We start from the raw sequence: 18,121 nt of genomic DNA on the forward strand, positions 1-18,121 counted from the left end.
GTTTTAATATATCGTTAAATTAATGAATAAAGTGATTTATTCTAAGAAAAGGTAATTGATGAATATGACTAATCTTGAGCAACAAGTCCTTACTCAAGTTCAAGCTATTATTGGCAATGAAGAGCAAGTCATTGGTCGTCGTGGCATATTAATTCCATTAAAAAAATCTCTGATTAACGAAGCAGATATTCGAGTCGTTATCGATATCATTTCAGCTGATCCTGCTTTGGCAGCACATTTATTGTTACGCAGTAATACCGCGCAAACAGCAGGTGTCATATCAACAAAAAGCCGTAGTGTAAAAGATGCCTTAATCCGTTTGGGCCAAGTGAACATTTATCGCTACGCATTTTCGTTTTACCTTAAAGAAAGACTTGATGAACTTTCTGAGCCTTACAAAAAACTGGTTCAAGGCTATTGGGCATTAAATGAAACCATTGCGGTGGATTGCATACAACTGTTACGTGAAGACAACGACATTGGTGTAGGCACTAAAATCGATGCGGATGAAATGCAAACATTAGCGTTGTTTAGTGTGTTTGGGCAGGTGATTGCGTTAACCGCTTTTGCTTATTTAAATGCTGAGTTGTCTCGACCAGTATCGTTAAAAGTATTGAAGTCGCTTATTGATAAACAACAACAGCAGTTATCGCTCGAAGCATTTGCGTCATTAGGGCTAGATGATGATTTACGCGAAGAATTTTTGATTGCACATAACTTACGCCAAACACAAAACCCTGATTCTCCAGGACTTGTGCTTCGACGCGTACTGTCTAAACGAGGTTTATTAATCAACCCGTTGTAGATTTATGCCTTCACTTGCTACCAGTTCGAGCCACTTTTGGATTAAATTTGCATTAGTGGCATCGCGACGATAGGCCCCAAACAAAGGACGTTTTAGTCCTTCTGTTCCTAATTTTACCGCAGTAAGGCTTAGCCCCTGACTCTCTCGGATAGACCAAGTTGGTAGGGTTGCTACGCCATCATTACAGGCTACTCTTTGTAACAGCATAGAGGTTAAATCGCATTGCTTTTGCTCGCCAGGTTCAATACCCGCGGGCTCTAAAAAGTGTTTGTATATGTCTAAACGCGCTAAAGGCACGGGGTAACTAATTAAGGTTTGCTTTGCCAATTGCGCTGGCGTGACAAACGCTTGTGCCGCTAATGCGTGATCACTAGCAACGACTAACTTTACTTCAAAATCAAATAGATGCTGATATGCGACGCTATGTCCTGGCACAGGATCAGATGTTAGCACTATATCTAAACTCCCTGTCTCCAACGCATTGAGTGAATCAAATAAATGACGGCTCGAAATGTCAATTTGAGCTGCTGGCGCATGCTGTTTAAATTGCTCAATAACGGGCATTAACCAACGAAAACAACTGTGGCATTCAATGCCGAGCTTAAGCTGTTGGCTTTCACCTTCTAAACCGCGTTTAAGATCTGACTCGGTTGCAATCACTTTCGGTAAGATTTCTTCCGCTAAATTCAGCAGACGTGAACCTTCGTGAGTAAACGTTAACGGTTTACTTTTACGAACAAAAATAGTTGAGTTAATTCGTGTCTCTAACTCTTTTATTTGATGAGAAAGCGCCGACTGGGTTACAAACCGTTTTTTAGCTGCACCCGCTAAACTGCCACTTTCCTTTAACGCCATCAAGGTGCGAAGGTGTCTAAGCTCTATCATTTTCTCTCCACATGAATCTTGCTCAACTAGCTGATGAAATCAATTCGATTGCTTGACAGCAGAGTAACACAATAAACTTCTAGACGTCCAGACGCCTATGTAGCTTTTCTACATAAATGGCTATAAATTTTTGCTCAACGAAAAGGAAAGCAGTATGAAAATTTCAAGTTTAGGATTTCCCCGCATAGGACGTCAGCGTGAATTGAAGTTTGTTTTAGAACGTTATTGGCGCGGTGAAGCAACATTAACGGAGCTGAAAAACGTTGCCAGTGAATTAAAACGCACTCATTGGCAGTGGCAAGCAGATGCGGGTGTTGAATTACTGCCAGTAGGGGATTTTGCTTATTATGACCAGGTGCTAACCCTGAGCGCGACCTTAAATGTGATCCCCGATCGTCATCGGGCCACTCAAGCTGATGGCAGCCCAGCCGCTGTCGATATTGACACCTTATTTCGCGTGGCTCGTGGCCGTTCGCAAAGCGGTCAACATGCGTGTGCGGCAGAAATGACCAAGTTTTTTAATACTAACTACCATTACCAAGTGCCAGAACTAAGCGCTGATCAAACATTTGAGATTGCCTTCGAACAATTGTTTGATGAAGTCACAGAAGCACAGCAATTAGGTCATCAAGCAAAACCTGTGCTGCTCGGTCCGGTGACGTATTTATACTTATCTAAAAGCCTTTCTGAGTTTAATAAGTTGACGTTGTTACCGCAGTTATTGGTTGCCTATCAACAAATTTTGTCTCGTTTTGCTGCCCAAGGTGTGAGTTGGGTACAGCTTGATGAACCGGTATTAGCGGCAGACTTAACCGATGAGTGGCAGCAAGCCATTAGCCACAGTTATCAAACGTTAGCGCAACAAAAGCCAGCATCATTAAAGGTTTTACTCGCCAGTTATTACGGTTCTATTGCCCATCATCAAGCATTGGTGAGTGCATTACCGGTTGAGGGGCTACATCTTGATTTAGTCACCGCGCCAGAACAGCTTGATGTGTTTGTTAATGCTTTAGGCGTTCAGCAGGTACTTTCTGTTGGGGTGGTTAATGGCCGTAATGTGTGGGCTGCTGATGTTGATGTGATTGCACAGAAGGTAACCGAGTTAGCGACCACGTTAGGCGATCGTTTGTGGATTGCACCTTCATGTTCATTGTTGCATTGTCCTGTGGATGTCGAGGTTGAAAGCCAATTAATTACGCCATTACTTGGCCAATTAGCTTTTGCGAAACAAAAATTATTTGAACTTAACGAAATTCATCAATTAATCGTTGAGCAAGGTTCAGCAACTAGCCAAGCTATTATTGATCGTTGCCAGCAACGCCGCTTGGCAAAAGCTGCCGCAGCTAATCAACAGGTTGTAGAACGTGTGTCGCAGCTAACCGCTGATGATTTTGAACGTAACAGTCCATTTGCCCGCCGTATCATTGCCCAACAACAAAAGTTAGCGCTGCCATTATTACCCACAACCACCATAGGTTCATTTCCGCAAACGCCAGCTATTCGGGGGTTACGCAGTCGCTGGCGTAAAGGCGAAATCAATGACAATGATTACCGTTCACAGCTTGAGCAAGTCACTCAAGACACCATTTCTCGTCAACTTAAATTGGGTATCGACGTGCTAGTTCACGGCGAAGCTGAGCGTAATGACATGGTGGAGTATTTTGGTGAACAATTAGAGGGCGTTGGGTTTACTCAATTTGGTTGGGTGCAAAGTTATGGTTCTCGTTGCGTTAAGCCGCCGTTAATTTATGGCGATGTGTCTCGCCCTAAACCAATGACGGTCGACTGGGCTACCTATGCGCAAAGCTTAACCGACAAGCCTGTTAAGGGCATGCTAACGGGTCCGGTGACCATTTTACATTGGTCGTTCGCTCGTGAAGATATTCCACGTAAAGATATTGCTAACCAACTTGCATTAGCAGTACGTGACGAAGTGGTCGATTTAGAAAGTGCAGGTATTGGCATTATTCAAATTGATGAACCTGCATTTCGTGAAGGTTTACCGATTAAACAAAGCCAATGGGCAGATTATTTAACCTGGGCGGTGGATGCGTTTAAGTTATCGGCAGCAGGTGTTGAAGATTCAACTCAAATACATACGCACATGTGTTACAGCGAGTTTAATGACACCATTAATGCCATAGCGGCGATGGATGCTGATGTTATCACCATTGAGACGTCACGTTCACGTATGGAACTACTGAGCGCCTTTGAAGACTTTCATTATCCTAATGAAATTGGTCCCGGTGTGTATGACATTCATTCGCCAAATATTCCAACCGTTGATGAAATGGTCGACTTAATAACTAAAGCGTCGCAAAAAGTGCCGGTGAAACAGTTATGGGTTAATCCTGATTGTGGTTTAAAAACCCGTACCTGGGATGAAGTTGAGCCCGCGCTGCGGAATATGATTGAAGCGACTAAAGTGCTTCGACGTCGGTTCTAATTGGGATGAACTCGTTATAGATAACATTGATTTAAATGAAAATAATTTATCAATATTAGCTGGCAGACATGGCGAAGCCAAATGTAGACTTGGCAATTGTATGAAGTTGTTCTCTGTTGAGAGTAGTTGAAAAAAACTTATCTTAGAGAAAAACGGTGTGAGCACCCCCGGATTCAACGGCTGACCGTTATCTGTTTATTATTCAACGATACTGCGGTGAATAGCGCTATTGTTTACTACACTGAAACTAAAGATGTGCAGTTAACAATAGGAGCTATTATGAGTCACACTTATAAAGTCATTGAACTCGTGGGATCATCACCAATAAGTTCAGATGAGGCGGTCAAAAATGCGATTGCAGAAGCCAATAAAAGTTTACTACATTTGCGTTGGTTTCAAGTTATCGAAACTCGTGGTCACTTAGAAGAAGGCCTAATTGCTCATTGGCAAGTGACTATTAAAGTGGGTTTTACCTTAGACTCTAATGCCTAATGCTTATTTTGTTTATGCGTCTCTTGGTAAACCCTTTTGTATTGATCTGATCACTCGTTGAGTTTTACGTGAAAGCGCCGACTGTGGCGCTTTTTGTATTTGTTGAACTAATGCCCATTCAATATGCTCAAGTACCATATCATCCACTTCTTCACTGTGTTTACGTTGCTCTAACGCATTAATAATGGCCGGATTAGCAGGGGCATTACCTAATGCAATCGCGATATTACGTAACCAACGTTTATGACCAATTCGTCGAATCGCACTGCCTTCTGTTTGGCTGAGAAAATAAGGTTCAGACCAAGCAAATAGAGTCAGTAAATCGGGTTGAATAAGCGCACTGCGAGTATGAAAATCAGTTTCTTTTGTCAGTGGTGCTTTAGCATTGACTGGGCACACTAGCTGGCAGTCATCACAGCCATAAATACGATTGCCTATAAGCGGGCGAAACTCTTCTGGGATAGCGCCCTGTAATTCAATGGTCAAGTAAGAAATACAGCGTCTTGCATCGACAACATAGGGCTCGACAATCGCATCAGTTGGGCATGACTTTATGCAGGCTACGCAAGTGTTGCAGCCTTCTTCAATCGGGATATCTAACGGTAACGGTAAGTTAATGAGTAACTCGCCAAGAAAAAACCAGCTGCCTGCATCTGGGTGTAAAATTAACGAGTGTTTGCCTGTCCAGCCTAGTCCGGCTTTATCGGCTAATGGACGTTCTAAAATAGGTGCAGAATCCACAAAAGGTCTAAAATCAGTCGTATCAAAGTCGAGCTGTTGGCAATACTGGTTAATTTTATCGCCGAGCTTTTTAAGCCGTTGTCGGATGAGTTTATGGTAATCACGTCCACCCGCATAACGAGAGATATAACCAAGATTTGGGTCGGTTAAATTACTGGCAAAGCCAGCGTCAGGCGGTAAATAGTCCATTCGAGCACAAATCACTCTAATGGTTCCGGGATGTAACTCAGCGGGTCTAGCACGCATCATTCCGTGATTAGCCATGTAAGCCATCTCACCGTGATAACCTTTATCTAACCAGTCTTGTAATGCTGCCTCATGCTGAGTTAAGTCGACATCAGCAACACCAATATGAGCAAAGCCAAGTTCTTTACCCCAAAGCTTGATTTGTCTATTGAGCACATCAAGTTGAGCCGCGGTCAATGGACAGGGCTCAGTTGTTAGATCGGTTCCTAGATCAGGAGTAGGATTTGGAGTTAATGCTGCGGTCGTTGTTGTCATAACACTATCATTGAGTAAACACGCTAAAATTATACGCGTTTTACTCAGCTTTGACACAATTTCGACCAGCAGCTTTGGCAGAATAGAGCGCTTTGTCCGCTTTTAGTAACAATGGTGACAAGTCTTCTTCATTACTATAGCTGGCAACCCCGGCACTGACGGTTTGATGTAAGTTCGGCGCAATCTGAGTCCAGTCATAATCAGCAATGGTCTCAATTAACCGATTAGCGATTTCAATGGCTTTAGTTTTGTCGATATTAGGCAGTAAAATCAAAAATTCTTCACCGCCAACACGTCCAACAACATCGGTATCACGCATCATGCTTGTGCTAATTGACGCTAGTTTTATCAGTACTTTATCGCCCATGTCGTGGCCTAATGTATCATTTACTATTTTAAAATGATCAGCATCAAAAGAGATAATGGAAAACGGCTTGCCTGATAGTTTGGATGATTTTAAGAAGTAATGCCCTTGAGAATAGGTGTCACGTCTATTGGCCAATTTAGTCAGCTCATCGGTTAGGGCTAAACGCCTAAAGAGTTGTTTTCGAATGACTTGTTTATAAGCAAACATTGATACGATAATTAAAATAATCGCAACTAAGATAATAATGATGATTTGCATGCTTTCGTTACGCTGTAAAATTTGTAACTGTTGCTCTTTATCTTTGTCGCGTTGTATTAACCATTCGTTTTCGGTTTGAATTTTGTTGGTATTAAAGCGCGCTTGCATTTCTGAGTTGCGATCAGACATATTCTGCTTATCAAGAGCCATGTGCATTTTGATAAATTTTTGCAAAGTTTTTAATGCATTTTCAATATCACCTTTAGCTTGGTAGATATCGCTTTTGAGATAGATGTTTTCACTTTCACCGCGTTGATTGCCACCACGGTTAAAATCAATAGATGCAAGCTGACTATATTCAAGTGCCTTATCTAATTCATTTGTCGCTAAATATGCTTGTGCTAGGTATAACATTAATGAACTATGCGGCCCATCATGACTGACTGGGATTTCTTTTTCTGCTTCCTTTAACAGCACTAATGCTTCATCTATTTTATCTAGTTTAATCAGATTTCCTGCAACATTAGTTTTGGCATCTGCAATCGCAACGTTATCTTTTTGGGTTTTCCAGAAGGTGAGCGACTGCTTAAATCGAGCTGTAGACTCATCGATACGTCCAAGCTCTAAAAGTGAAAATGCGATCTGATTATTGATGTTATCAGCTTCTATTTGTTGATTGGCCTTAAGGTAAACTTGTTCTAGTTTTATTTGGTATTTAAGAGCGGTTTCAGCATCACCAAAACGCCGATAACTTGCAGCAAGTTCACTCAAGTTATCATTTGCCCAATAAGTTAAATTAAGATTTTCATACAATTGTTGCGATGTAATTAAATCTTCTAATGCAGATGAATAGTTGCCTTGATAGGACAGCATTGCCCCTCGAATGCTGCGACCGTCAGCGATAAGTCGAGGATCTTCAAGTTCGTATGCATTATTTATTGCATTAGAAAGATCGTCCAGAGCTTCGTCTAATTGCCCTGAAAACTGTTTGTAATAGCCCAAACATAATAATAAATCGGTATGAATTGCGGATGGATAGGGTTCTGAATATATCAGCAGTTGCTGCTCTGCATATTTAATGGCGTTGGTAAGTTCACTCTCTGTAGTAGAAGGCTGGTTCCAGCAGTTTAAACGGACATAGAGTTTTTGACGGATCTCATCGTCAGAGGCAATGATCCGCTTATATTCGTTGAGTAGCTTTTCGCCAGCAGTCTGATCAATATAATCAGCTAAATCTATTTTTTTATAGATAGCATCAGCTTTGTCGTTGTCGTAATAAGCGGCAAAGACTGAAGTAGGTAAAAAATATATTGCGATAAAAATAGCAATAAAAAAGTGAAAATTTAGTGATTTATTCAAAATAATAAGCTGCTTTTTTATTTATAGTTTTTGTTGGCAACAATAATCATTGTGTAGGCGTAGTTATAGCACTTTTATATACATCTTTACTATCGATGAGCAATTATTGTGCACAATGGGTGTTTTATCAATGATAAATTGATGTGACCTGCAGATTAAAGTCCATATTTAGAGACTGATCTGCTCATTAAGTTAATATATCGACGGAGTATTACTTTAAAAACTGATAATACAAACAGTAAAAAATCATGTCATAATTGGATTAGCTTGTTTTCATTTACATGAGTAAAAGACATATCACTGCATAGATATGGCATTAAGAGTGCGTTTGTTCTGGCCTAATTTCAATAAATAATTTGATTATTATGCCATCAAACATTCTGATGCCAATCCATGTGTAGAATGTTAATTGAGAGATAACCATGACCAAAGTTGACCCGCAGTATCAAGAAGTAGCAAAACAAATTTCGTATAACGTAGCAAACAAAGTACTGCCGATGGACAAGTTACCTGAAACATTACTTGAGGCCTATGAAGGCTTGTTTAGCGAACTTATTGAAGATAAAGCCAATACATTTACTCATGCTTGGGATGCATTACCTGCGAGTGCGCAAAAGTTAATGACCAAAGCAGAGTTTCATGGCTTTTATATTGCCAATGCGTGGATGCAGTTAAGCCGTGTTGCGCAAGAAATTGCTGATAGTGCTGACTCTGAAGAAGAGATGAATAATAACGAATATGATGGTGTCTTCGGACGCTTAGCTGAGCAGTCGTTGAAAGAGTGTTTACGTAAGCTTAAAAAAGCGCGCACCGACCGCCCATTGTTGAATAGTTTTAAGCTAGTGATGTCGGCATAAATTTACTGTTATTACAGACATAAAAAAATCCCAACTTAGGTTGGGATTTTTTTATGGTTAAAAAGCGCATAACCTTTTCAATCAATGAGTTTCACTATCACAGTAATGACAATCAGCGCTTTACAATTCTAGAGCGCTGAGTCGTACTTAATCATTGTTAGAATGAGGTACGTTTGTAACGACGATATTCAGGTTCCCAGAAGTTAGCCTCAATCGATTGTTGCAATAATTCATCGGTACAAGGTAATGCTAAACCTTGATCAATGGCAGCTTTAGCAACAGCAAAAGCAATATATTTACTGACAGCTTGAATATCTTCTAGACGAGGTAATAGCGAGCCAACACCCTCTTTGCCTAATGGCGAACACTCCGCTAAAGCACGACTTGAAGCCATTAACATTTCATCCGATACACGCCTTGCACCACAAGATAATACGCCCAAGCCAATACCTGGGAAGATAAAGCTATTATTACATTGTGCTATCTCAAAGGTTTCGCCATTGACGACCACAGGTTCAAATGGACTACCCGTTGCCACGAGTGCTTGGCCAGATGTCCAATTAAGAATGTCCTTCGGGGTCGCTTCTACACGGCTCGTTGGATTCGATAATGGGAATACAATAGGGCGTTTACAATGGCTGTGCATTGCTCTAATGATTTCTTCAGTAAATAAACCAGGAGAGCCTGATACTCCAATAAGTACCGTTGGTTTGGCATTGTTAACCACATCAAGTAACGAAATATTGTCACTGTAATTGTCCCATGCTTCTATCGTGGCACAGGGTTGCGCTAGCTTCTGTTGGAATGGAAGTAGGTTAGGCATGTTATCGAGTAATAAGCCCCAACGATCGACCATAAACACTTGTGAGCGAGCTTGTTGATCGCTAATGCCCTCAGACACCATTGTCGCCACAATCGCTTCGGCAATACCACAACCAGCGCTACCCGCACCCAAGAAGGTAATACGTTGTTCGCTAAGTTTACTGTTAGCGGCTTTACAAGCTGCCAGTAGTGAGCCTACCGTAACGGCTGCAGTGCCTTGAATATCATCATTGAAACTGCAATATTGATCTTTATATCGTTCAAGTAATGGCATGGCATTTTTTTGTGCAAAATCTTCGAACTGAATTAAGGCATCTGGCCAGCGACGGCTGACAGCTTGCATAAACTCTTCAACAAATTCAGCATATTCATCACCGCCAATACGTTGATGACGCCAGCCCATATACATAGGGTCTTCAAGAAGTTGTGGGTTATCAGTACCAACATCTAAGGTCACCGCAAGACAATACGCCGGGCTTATGCCGCCACAACTGGTGTATAGCGATAATTTACCAATTGGGATCCCCATACCGCCTATGCCTTGGTCGCCTAAACCGAGAATACGTTCTCCGTCCGTCACCACGATGACTTTGACTTTATGGCGGGTTGAGTTATTTAAAATATCATCAATGCGATCTTTGTTAGGATACGAAATAAATAAACCGCGGTTACGACGATAGTTTTTTGAGAAACGTTCACAGGCTAAGCCAACCGTAGGCGTGTAGATAATTGGCATCATTTCACTGATGTTATTACGCACTAAACGATAAAATAAGGTTTCGTTAGTATCTTGAATGTTGCGCAAATAAATGTGCTTATCGAGATCATTGGTGAAGTTTTTAAACTGTGCGTAAGCACGAGCGGCTTGCTCATCAATGGTTTCAATGACCCAAGGAATGAGGCCTTCGAGGTTGAAATAAATTCGTTCTTCTTCACTAAATGCACTGCCTTTATTAAGCAGGGGTGATTCAAGAATCGCTGGGCCGGCAAAAGGAAGATAGAGGGGGCGTTTGTTATCGTCCATGGGGAACCTTAATGTGTGAGATCCAGTTAGATCGTTATTAGAATTGGGCTGGTTTTTTGTGCTTGTAGATTATCACGTCTGATCTTTTTTGTGGTCTGTTAAGTGAGTAAAATCACATAATTGTTAGGTACTTTTACTCACCTCTCACTATTGTGTCATTGCTATGTGAACAATCGTATGGTGTAAATGCAAAATTATTATTGTTTAAATGTAAATATCACAAACAAAAATGCGCAGCCTAAGCTACGCATTTATAAAGCATTATCTCAACAACTTGGCAGGTTTTACTTACCGCGATGTTTGATTGATAAACCTTTAACGAAATTTCTTAATACCTGGTCGCCACAAGGTTTATAGTTTTTATGATCAGGGTTACGGAATAGCGCACCTAGCTCAGATTTAGTCATTGAAAAATCTGCTAAAGCTAATGCGGCAATAATATCTTCTTCACGCATTTCAAGCGCAACGCGTAATTTTTTGAACATAAGGTTGTTAGTCAATTGCTTTAAAGGTGCTGGTACTTCAGCTCCTGGCTTTAATCCACGATTTTGAATGATCAAACCATCTAAGAATTGACACATTAATGTGTCATTACACGCTTGATAACCTTCTTCTTCCTCTTTTTTCAACAGCGCAATAATTTGCTCTGAAGACATGTCTACTTTGGCTTGGCTGAAAATGTTAATCATTTTGGCATTTGAATAGTCAAACACAAAGCGAATACGGCGAAGAATATCATTGTTAATCATAAGGTTCTCTGGCGCGGATGCGCATAAATGGTTTAGGTCAATTGACGAAACACTAGTATAACGGGTAATCATTGATTAGTCAGATTAATCCTGCTTGAACTGCAATCGATTTCTAACGCTGCTAGTGCCGCTTCGCTGCTAGGGCGACCTTCGGTCTGCTAGTGCCGCTTCGCTGCTAGGGCGACCTTCGGTCTGCTGGTATCGCTTCGCTGCTAGGGCGACCTTCGGTCTGCTAGTGTCGCTTCGCTGCTAGGGCGACCTTCGGTCTGCTAGTGTCGCTTCGCTGCTAGGGCGACCTTTGGTCTGCTAGTATCGCTTCGCTGCTAGGGCGACCTTTGGTCTGCTAGTATCGCTTCGCTGCTAGGGCGAGCTTCGGCCTGCTAGTGTCGCTTCGCTGTTAGGCTGTTGATTTTATAGGATCTAGCCGCGTAGCGTCCTAGCCTCTAGGCTTTTAGTGAGATTATTTTGTGAGATACCAATAAATAAACAAAATAGCGAAGCTAACTAAATACAATAAACCAATCCAAGATAATCCAACCATAACCCGGCCATAACGATGTTTTTTAGCCAAGGTGTCACTGGTCATTAAACGGAAGTTAAGCCAAGCAAAAATAACGGTAGTCATAAAGGCAAGGATCATCACAAATTCAAGCAGCGGTAATAAGGCACCTTTAAAGAATAGAATGAGTAATAAACCCAGCGCGCTGATCCCGAGCATAACCTGGGTTAAATAACTGCGTGTGGACGTGTTGTTAGACAGTAATCGCCAGCCCATATCAAGTGTGCGGCTATAACCATCAATTACCGTCACTGTGGTGCTAAAAATACATAAAAACGCGACTATCCCAATGAGATAGCGGCTTTCATTGCCCATAACTTGGCTATAAAGGGTGATCAATTGCGACGCAAATACCGCGCCAGAGTCAGAAAAACGCTCGCCACTGCCGTGCATCACTAATGCGCCTAACGCTAAAAATACAATCGCCAGTAATGCCGTGGTGACATAGCCTAGATTAAAATCAAAAATAGCCTGCTTGGCGGTTATCGTTTGAGTTTTACGTTTTTCTATTAACCATAATGAGTTCCAAGTACTGACCTCTATCGGAGCAGGCATCCAACCCATCATCGCCACTAAAAAACCGACATACGCCCATTGCCAAGGAGATTCGCCAACCACTGGAGTGCCGAATCCGCTATGACGATTAAAAGCCAATGCCACGGCGACTAAGGTGGTTAACGTAAGAGCCAACATGATAATTTTGGTCATTTTATCAAGTAGTTTGTAGTGGCCGAAAATTAATAATGCTAATGAGCTGACCAATACAATTAGCGCTAATACATCAATCGATAGCGGAATAAACTGGGTTAGCATGGCCGCCGTTAACATACATACCCCCGCCGTACTGGCAATGGCGGCAATAACATTAAGCCCCGTAAACAGCATCAAATACTCGCGGCCTTGCTTTTGATAACCGTGCAATAAACTCTCATCAGTTGCTGCTGTGTAGCGAGCGCCAGCGGCGAAGAATGGATACTTAACGATATTGACTAATAAAATGAGCCACGCCAGTTGCCAACCAAATTCGGCACCCGCTCGAGTTGAGGCGACTAAGTGAGAAGCGCCAATCGCGGCGGCGGCCATTAAGATCCCAGGTCCTGTGGCTTTAAACAGTGTGTTAACACGAGATACCCACGGTAAGGCTGATGCAGTTTGTTGATTAAGCATGTTAAAAAAGACCTAGTTTGATTGTTTAGCGGTTAATGATTGTTCAATACGCAAAAGAGTAGCGTTCATTTGTTGTAGATTGTCGAGGATTAATGCATCGGTATTGGGGCGGGCCGATGTGTGGTCTTTCCGTTCACTGAGTTGTGTTTTTTGTGCCAGTACTTGTGCTCTAAAATCCACTACATTTATGACACCCGTTAAGTTAATTAACGCCCCAGCACCAGATTGCCCGGCGGTTTCTACGGTAAGTTTATGTATGCAAAACATGCGCATGATGGGGCCTTGGATAAGTGCCATATCGGTGATTTTATCCAATGGAACGGTATTTTCAGTTCGAGTAAACAACCCTTTGCGGACGATGAGTTTTTGCTCAGTTAATTCAGCACTCATGTTATTGATGTAACGTTTTGTCGCCAATAACCCTAGGGGAAACCATAATAATAACAATGGAATACCAACAACACTTAGGCAAAAGACTAAGCCACCAGACAATAACCAGTACAGACCTAGGTTTGCATGAAAGTGGGCACTAACTAGCGTTTTGTCACTCATCTGACCTCCATATCAAAAGCATTTAAATTCACTTTTTTTAAGTATTTATTCTTGTTTAAGTAGCTGGTTACATTTACATTACGGGCTTGTGTTGACTTTGTTAAGAAATGACTTAACTTAGTTGCGTAAGTATAAATCCGCACGAGTTGCGCGTCGTTATAGCTTTAACGGCAGTGTGCAACAGTCAAGGATGTAAAACAATAAATTAACGTTAAGGATGATCATGAAAAAAACTAACCTACTGCGTAGTGCTTGCGCTATCGCTATATCACTGTCCCTTGCCCCTATCGCATTCGTTTCTCAAGCTGCCGAAGCCGGTGCTGAATCAAAAGTTGAACGAATTGAAGTGACCGGTTCTCGTATCAAACGAACTGATATTGAGGGACCTTCGCCAGTACAATCGTTAAATAAAGACGATATCGCCAACATGGGTTTCGATAACCTACAACAATTGCTTGAGCGTATGCCTGCAAACGGTTCTGGTGCATTTTCTACTCGTGGAAACAGCCAAGACTCTACCGCTAACGGTGGTGCATCAATCAGTTTACGTGGCTTAGGGCCAGATGCCACTTTGGTACTTATCAATGGTCGCCGAGTGGGATCGAGTGCCTTTGCTGAAGGGATTTCGAATTCATTTGTTGATATCAACAATATCCCAGTATCAGCGATTGAGCGCATTGATATTCTTAAAGACGGTGCTTCAGCCATTTATGGTTCTGATGCTATCGCTGGTGTGGTTAACATCATATTAAGAAAAGATATCGAAGGGCTTGAAATTAACCTAGGTTATGGTGATGACAGCGGTACGGGTTATGACGAAACCACAGCCAGCTTAGTGTGGGGCGTAAAAGCCGACAAAGGCAGTGCGTCAATTATTCTTGATTACTTTACTAATGGTACTTTGTCAGCAAGCGATATGGGTCGTTTTGGCACCGCTAACCAATCACCTTACGGCGGTGAAGATTACCGTTCATCACGAGGCTTTCCAGGGTATTTTTATGTTAATGGTGTGAAAACCATCGATCCTGATTGCCCCGCTGAGAATGCCACAGCAAGTGGCAGTTGTTTGTTTGATTACGGTCCATATAACTTAACCATTCCTACCTCTGAGCGTGTTGGTGCTATTGGCCAATTTGATTACATGCTAGGTGAAGATTTAACCGCATTTTTAGAGTTATCTGTACAACATAACACTTCTGAAGCGGGTGGTGCACCAACGCCATTAGATGAAGATGCTGGTTTAACCGTGCCTGGTTCTCATCCTAACAACCCATTTGGGCAAGACATTGATATCGGCCGTTACCGTACGGTTGATGCTGGCGCTCGTCGTTGGGATATCGAATCAGATACTATGCGTATTGTTGCCGGTCTTCGCGGTGTAATAAACGATTGGGACTGGGAAGTATCAGCGCAACGTGGTCGCAGTGAATCAACTCAAACAGGCGATCGTTCACAAGGTTGGGTAAGAACTGATTACTTACAAGCCGAAATTGATGCCGGTAATTACAATCCTTTTGGCGGCACGATTAACTCAGCAGATGTAATTGATCGCATCACTACTAGCTTAGTAAGACAAGGTAAGTCGAGCATCACAGCTTATGATGCGAGTATTTCTGGCCATGCGTTTACTATCGCCGACCGCGATATCATGATGGCTGCAGGTGCAGAGTATCGCGAAGAAAGCGTTAGTGACGTGCCAGATGAGCAGTTCCAGCGCGGTCTGATTTTTGGTACTGAAGCGGTGTCTGCATTTGGTTCACGTGATCAACATGCTGCCTATGTAGAATTATCAATTCCTATTGCAGATAACTTTGAACTGCAGTTAGCGGGTCGTTATGACAGCTACAGTGACTTTGGTTCAACCACTAACCCTAAAATTGCCTTCCAATGGGGCATTAGTGACGAGATAACTGCACGTGGTTCTTGGTCAACTGGTTTCCGTGCACCATCGTTAGCGCAAATAGGCTTAGGCCCATCTGAAAAAAGTGACTTTTTAATTGATAGCTATCGTTGTGAAGCTGATAACGTAGATTGTGAGTTATTGGATTACAACTTTATATTTGCCGGTAACCCTAACCTTAAAGCAGAAGAGTCAGAAACCTGGAATGTGGGCATGATTTGGGCTCCAAGTCAGCAGTTTGATATTGGTGTCGATATGTACAATATCCTCCAAGATCACAAGATTGATTCACTGCAAAACCAGGTTCTTTATGATGAAAATTGTAATGATCAAAACAGTACGGTCTGTTTGCGAAATGCACCGCAAGCAGGTCAGACATTTGGTCCGCTTGATGTGATTAAATCTGGATTCGTCAATATTGGTTCACAAGAAGTTCAAGGTGTAGATTTATCAACTCATTATGGTCTTGAATTAAACCGCTATGGTGACGTTAAGTTTGGTCTAGAGTACAGTTACTTAATCAGCTTTGAAAAAGAAATTGATGGCGAGATCATTGATTACACTGGTGAGTATGAGTATCCACAACACCGCTGGTTAGCTACAACTAACTGGAACATGGATGACTTTGCCGCTAACGTTAACTTAAGTTACATCGGCGAGTTTGAAGATTTCAACGAAACCCGTACCGTTGATGCACAGCTGTTAGTTGATATGTCTGGTTCATATCGTTTCAATGACACGGTTAAGCTATCTGTAGGTGTTAATAACGTGTTTGATGAAGAGCCATCATTTGCGATTGGTGATGGTGATGCTGACCTATATGGTTACGCAATGGGTGTACATAACCCATTAGGCCGTTATATTTATACTAAAGTCACAATGAAGTTCTAATGACAACGTCATAAGATAACAACAGCCACATTCACTTAAGGTGCAATGTGGCTTTTTTTATTCTCATTAACCTCATCATACAAAATGGAGCCAAAATGATTACGTTATACGGAACCCAAAAAAGTCGTGCGCTACGCGTATCTTGGCTTTTAGAAGAGTTAGGTATTGCATGGCAGTTTTATGCTATCGATTTTGCTAATGGTGAACATAAAAGTGACGCATTTTTAGCCCTTAACCCTAGTGGTAAAATGCCAGTACTCACAGAGGGTGATTTTGTGTTAAGCGAATCTGCGGCCATTATGCGTTATTTAGCGGAAAAGTACGGCCAAGGTAAATGGTTGCCAAAACCGGGTACTCAAGAGTCTGCTATCCATGAACGCTGGATGAGTTTTGTCATTAGTGAGCTTGAACAACCGATTTGGAGTATTGCAAAGCATCGTTTTGCGTTGCCAAAAGAACTGCGTGTAGACACTATGTTTACTGTAGCTAAATGGGAGTTTGATCAGGCGACAGCTATTGCTGAAACTTGGATACCGGAGTCTGGGTTTGTATGTGGCAGCGAGCCAATGGTCGCCGATATACTATTAAGCCAAACATTAGGGTGGGCTTTGGGATTCAAGCAAGACATTCCGCCAAAGTTGTCAGCGTATCGTGATAGGCTAAAGCAACGTCCTGCTTTGGCTGCTGCGCTCGCCAAAACAGTAGCACTTGCCGATGTCGCTAAATAACCGTTATTAAAAAGGAAGCCCGAAGCTTCCTTTTAGTGATTGACTGTCAAAATGGAGGTTTTTTATAACTGAGTAGCAGCCCATTTTGCACGGCTTTCTCGGCTTTCGCTCATGCCGTTATCAGCACGATAAGCTTTATAGGCTTCGGCATCGAGCGCGACTAAGCTTACATCCACTTCAAGTACGAGTTTACATTCTTTTTTAATACGCCAAGCTGCGGCATTGTACAATTCAGTTAATGGTAAAGTGCTTAAAAATTCTGGATTGTATTGGGTATATAGCGCTTGAGTCGGATACACCACAAAGGCTAACCGACGCTTAGGCTCTTTTTTAAATAGCTCTTCAATACCGTCAGAGGTGTTGAGCACTTGCATTTCGATAATATCATCGATTTCTAGTAACTTTTTTTGAGCCGGAATCGGTGCTTCTTTCTCGCCAGATTCCCATGCCATCACGTCTTCATTACTGGCTTTAGTGATGCTAGCAACCTGTTCAGTTGTTAGGCCTAAAGACTGACGTAAACATTGAATTTCAATTGCATTTAAACCGGTATTTTTCGACATGATCGTTCTCATTGTTAGTGATAATTTGTTTGATAACCGTTTATTATCTCGCGTTGGGTTAGTTAACTCCAACCGAGGCTAATAAATAAGATTATCGATTAAGCCATACGTCTTCGGCCCAATGCCAAAATGATTCCCATACTTTGTCGCTAAATCGGCCTTTTTTCCAAAACAACACTTGGCTTTCTTCATCAATACAATAAAAGCTATCACCGATTTGGCAAATGGCAATTTGTTCGCGAGGTAATCCAATAGACCAAGCATAACAAGCCACTTCAGGTAAGTAGGTATGTGAAGATGGATCGGCAGCGGTAACAGGTTCAAGCGTGCCATAAATAACATCGCTGCCATACAGTAAGAATTCTTTTAGATCGTTGGGTAAACCAATTAAGATCTGTTCTTCAACTTCTACAAGTTGCTCAAAAGTTGGCAATTCTAACGGCACCGGTACGGTTTCGCTTAATTCTTGTAGTTGTTCAATAATGTCATTCATCGCATTGTCCAGCAGATCGTTT

At 41.9% G+C, this 18,121-nt stretch carries 15 protein-coding genes; 6 read left to right on the forward strand and 9 right to left on the reverse strand.

Features of this window, described 5'->3' with window-relative positions; genetic code table 11:
• Positions 1-64 precede the first annotated feature (64 nt).
• Positions 65-805: an HDOD domain-containing protein gene (locus AAEY97_RS00290; RefSeq protein WP_101086305.1), complete on the forward strand. Its 741-nt coding sequence runs from the start codon at positions 65-67 to the stop codon at positions 803-805.
• Here AAEY97_RS00290 and AAEY97_RS00295 read toward each other — a convergent pair.
• Positions 788-1,690 carry a LysR family transcriptional regulator gene (locus tag AAEY97_RS00295; protein WP_350995693.1) on the reverse strand — a complete coding sequence of 301 codons (903 nt, stop codon included), beginning with the start codon at positions 1,688-1,690 and terminating at the stop codon, positions 788-790. The genes AAEY97_RS00290 and AAEY97_RS00295 overlap by 18 nt on opposite strands.
• 154 nt (positions 1,691-1,844) lie before the next feature.
• Here AAEY97_RS00295 and metE point away from each other — a divergent pair, with 154 nt between their 5' ends.
• Together metE and AAEY97_RS00305 are read left to right on the forward strand one after the other, a co-directional pair.
• Positions 1,845-4,136, forward strand: a complete 2,292-nt coding sequence (gene metE, locus AAEY97_RS00300; RefSeq protein WP_350995695.1) for a 5-methyltetrahydropteroyltriglutamate--homocysteine S-methyltransferase — start codon at positions 1,845-1,847, stop codon at positions 4,134-4,136.
• 279 nt (positions 4,137-4,415) lie between these two features.
• The gene (locus AAEY97_RS00305; protein ID WP_041412796.1) at positions 4,416-4,628 is read left to right on the forward strand and encodes a dodecin; all 213 of its coding nucleotides are present in this window, start codon (positions 4,416-4,418) and stop codon (positions 4,626-4,628) included.
• A gap of 12 nt (positions 4,629-4,640) precedes the next feature.
• Here AAEY97_RS00305 and queG read toward each other — a convergent pair whose 3' ends face one another.
• Together queG and AAEY97_RS00315 are read right to left on the reverse strand one after the other, a co-directional pair.
• The gene (gene queG / locus AAEY97_RS00310; RefSeq protein WP_350995697.1) at positions 4,641-5,870 is read right to left on the reverse strand and encodes a tRNA epoxyqueuosine(34) reductase QueG; all 1,230 of its coding nucleotides are present in this window, start codon (positions 5,868-5,870) and stop codon (positions 4,641-4,643) included.
• Positions 5,871-5,910: 40 nt separating this feature from the next.
• A complete protein-coding gene (locus AAEY97_RS00315) occupies positions 5,911-7,794 on the reverse strand; it encodes a tetratricopeptide repeat-containing diguanylate cyclase (RefSeq protein WP_350995700.1) in 1,884 nt (627 codons plus the stop codon).
• A 422-nt stretch (positions 7,795-8,216) separates the two neighbouring features.
• Here AAEY97_RS00315 and AAEY97_RS00320 point away from each other — a divergent pair, with 422 nt between their 5' ends.
• Positions 8,217-8,651 carry a DUF3069 domain-containing protein gene (locus AAEY97_RS00320; protein ID WP_182744700.1) on the forward strand — a complete coding sequence of 145 codons (435 nt, stop codon included), beginning with the start codon at positions 8,217-8,219 and terminating at the stop codon, positions 8,649-8,651.
• Positions 8,652-8,808: 157 nt separating this feature from the next.
• Here the strand turns inward: AAEY97_RS00320 and AAEY97_RS00325 are convergent, their stop codons facing one another.
• The 4 genes from AAEY97_RS00325 to AAEY97_RS00340 all read right to left on the reverse strand — a co-directional run bounded on the left by AAEY97_RS00325 (position 8,809) and on the right by AAEY97_RS00340 (position 13,524).
• On the reverse strand, positions 8,809-10,497 hold the full coding sequence (locus AAEY97_RS00325) for an NAD-dependent malic enzyme (RefSeq protein ID WP_101085910.1): 1,689 nt from the start codon (positions 10,495-10,497) through the stop codon (positions 8,809-8,811).
• 284 nt (positions 10,498-10,781) lie between these two features.
• On the reverse strand, positions 10,782-11,246 hold the full coding sequence (locus tag AAEY97_RS00330; RefSeq protein WP_101086303.1) for a YehS family protein: 465 nt from the start codon (positions 11,244-11,246) through the stop codon (positions 10,782-10,784).
• Between the two features lie 460 nt (positions 11,247-11,706).
• Entirely contained in the window at positions 11,707-12,972 is a 1,266-nt protein-coding gene (locus AAEY97_RS00335) for an Nramp family divalent metal transporter (RefSeq protein ID WP_350995705.1), read from the reverse strand.
• 12 nt (positions 12,973-12,984) lie between these two features.
• The gene (locus AAEY97_RS00340; RefSeq protein ID WP_350995708.1) at positions 12,985-13,524 is read right to left on the reverse strand and encodes a PH domain-containing protein; all 540 of its coding nucleotides are present in this window, start codon (positions 13,522-13,524) and stop codon (positions 12,985-12,987) included.
• Positions 13,525-13,747: 223 nt separating this feature from the next.
• Here AAEY97_RS00340 and AAEY97_RS00345 point away from each other — a divergent pair, with 223 nt between their 5' ends.
• Together AAEY97_RS00345 and AAEY97_RS00350 are read left to right on the forward strand one after the other, a co-directional pair.
• The gene (locus AAEY97_RS00345; RefSeq protein ID WP_192115701.1) at positions 13,748-16,315 is read left to right on the forward strand and encodes a TonB-dependent receptor; all 2,568 of its coding nucleotides are present in this window, start codon (positions 13,748-13,750) and stop codon (positions 16,313-16,315) included.
• A gap of 95 nt (positions 16,316-16,410) precedes the next feature.
• Positions 16,411-17,043 carry a glutathione S-transferase family protein gene (locus tag AAEY97_RS00350; RefSeq protein ID WP_162022443.1) on the forward strand — a complete coding sequence of 211 codons (633 nt, stop codon included), beginning with the start codon at positions 16,411-16,413 and terminating at the stop codon, positions 17,041-17,043.
• Between the two features lie 62 nt (positions 17,044-17,105).
• Here AAEY97_RS00350 and AAEY97_RS00355 read toward each other — a convergent pair whose 3' ends face one another.
• Complete coding sequence (locus AAEY97_RS00355) at positions 17,106-17,606, reverse strand: DUF4447 family protein (protein WP_162022444.1); 501 nt, start codon at positions 17,604-17,606, stop codon at positions 17,106-17,108.
• 91 nt (positions 17,607-17,697) lie between these two features.
• Positions 17,698-18,099 (reverse strand): SMI1/KNR4 family protein, encoded by a 402-nt coding sequence (locus AAEY97_RS00360; RefSeq protein ID WP_011636316.1) that lies wholly within the window; start codon positions 18,097-18,099, stop codon positions 17,698-17,700.
• Between the last annotated feature and the right edge of the window lie 22 nt (positions 18,100-18,121).

This window comes from Shewanella sp. TB7-MNA-CIBAN-0143 (assembly GCF_040310065.1).
GTDB lineage: Bacteria > Pseudomonadota > Gammaproteobacteria > Enterobacterales > Shewanellaceae > Shewanella.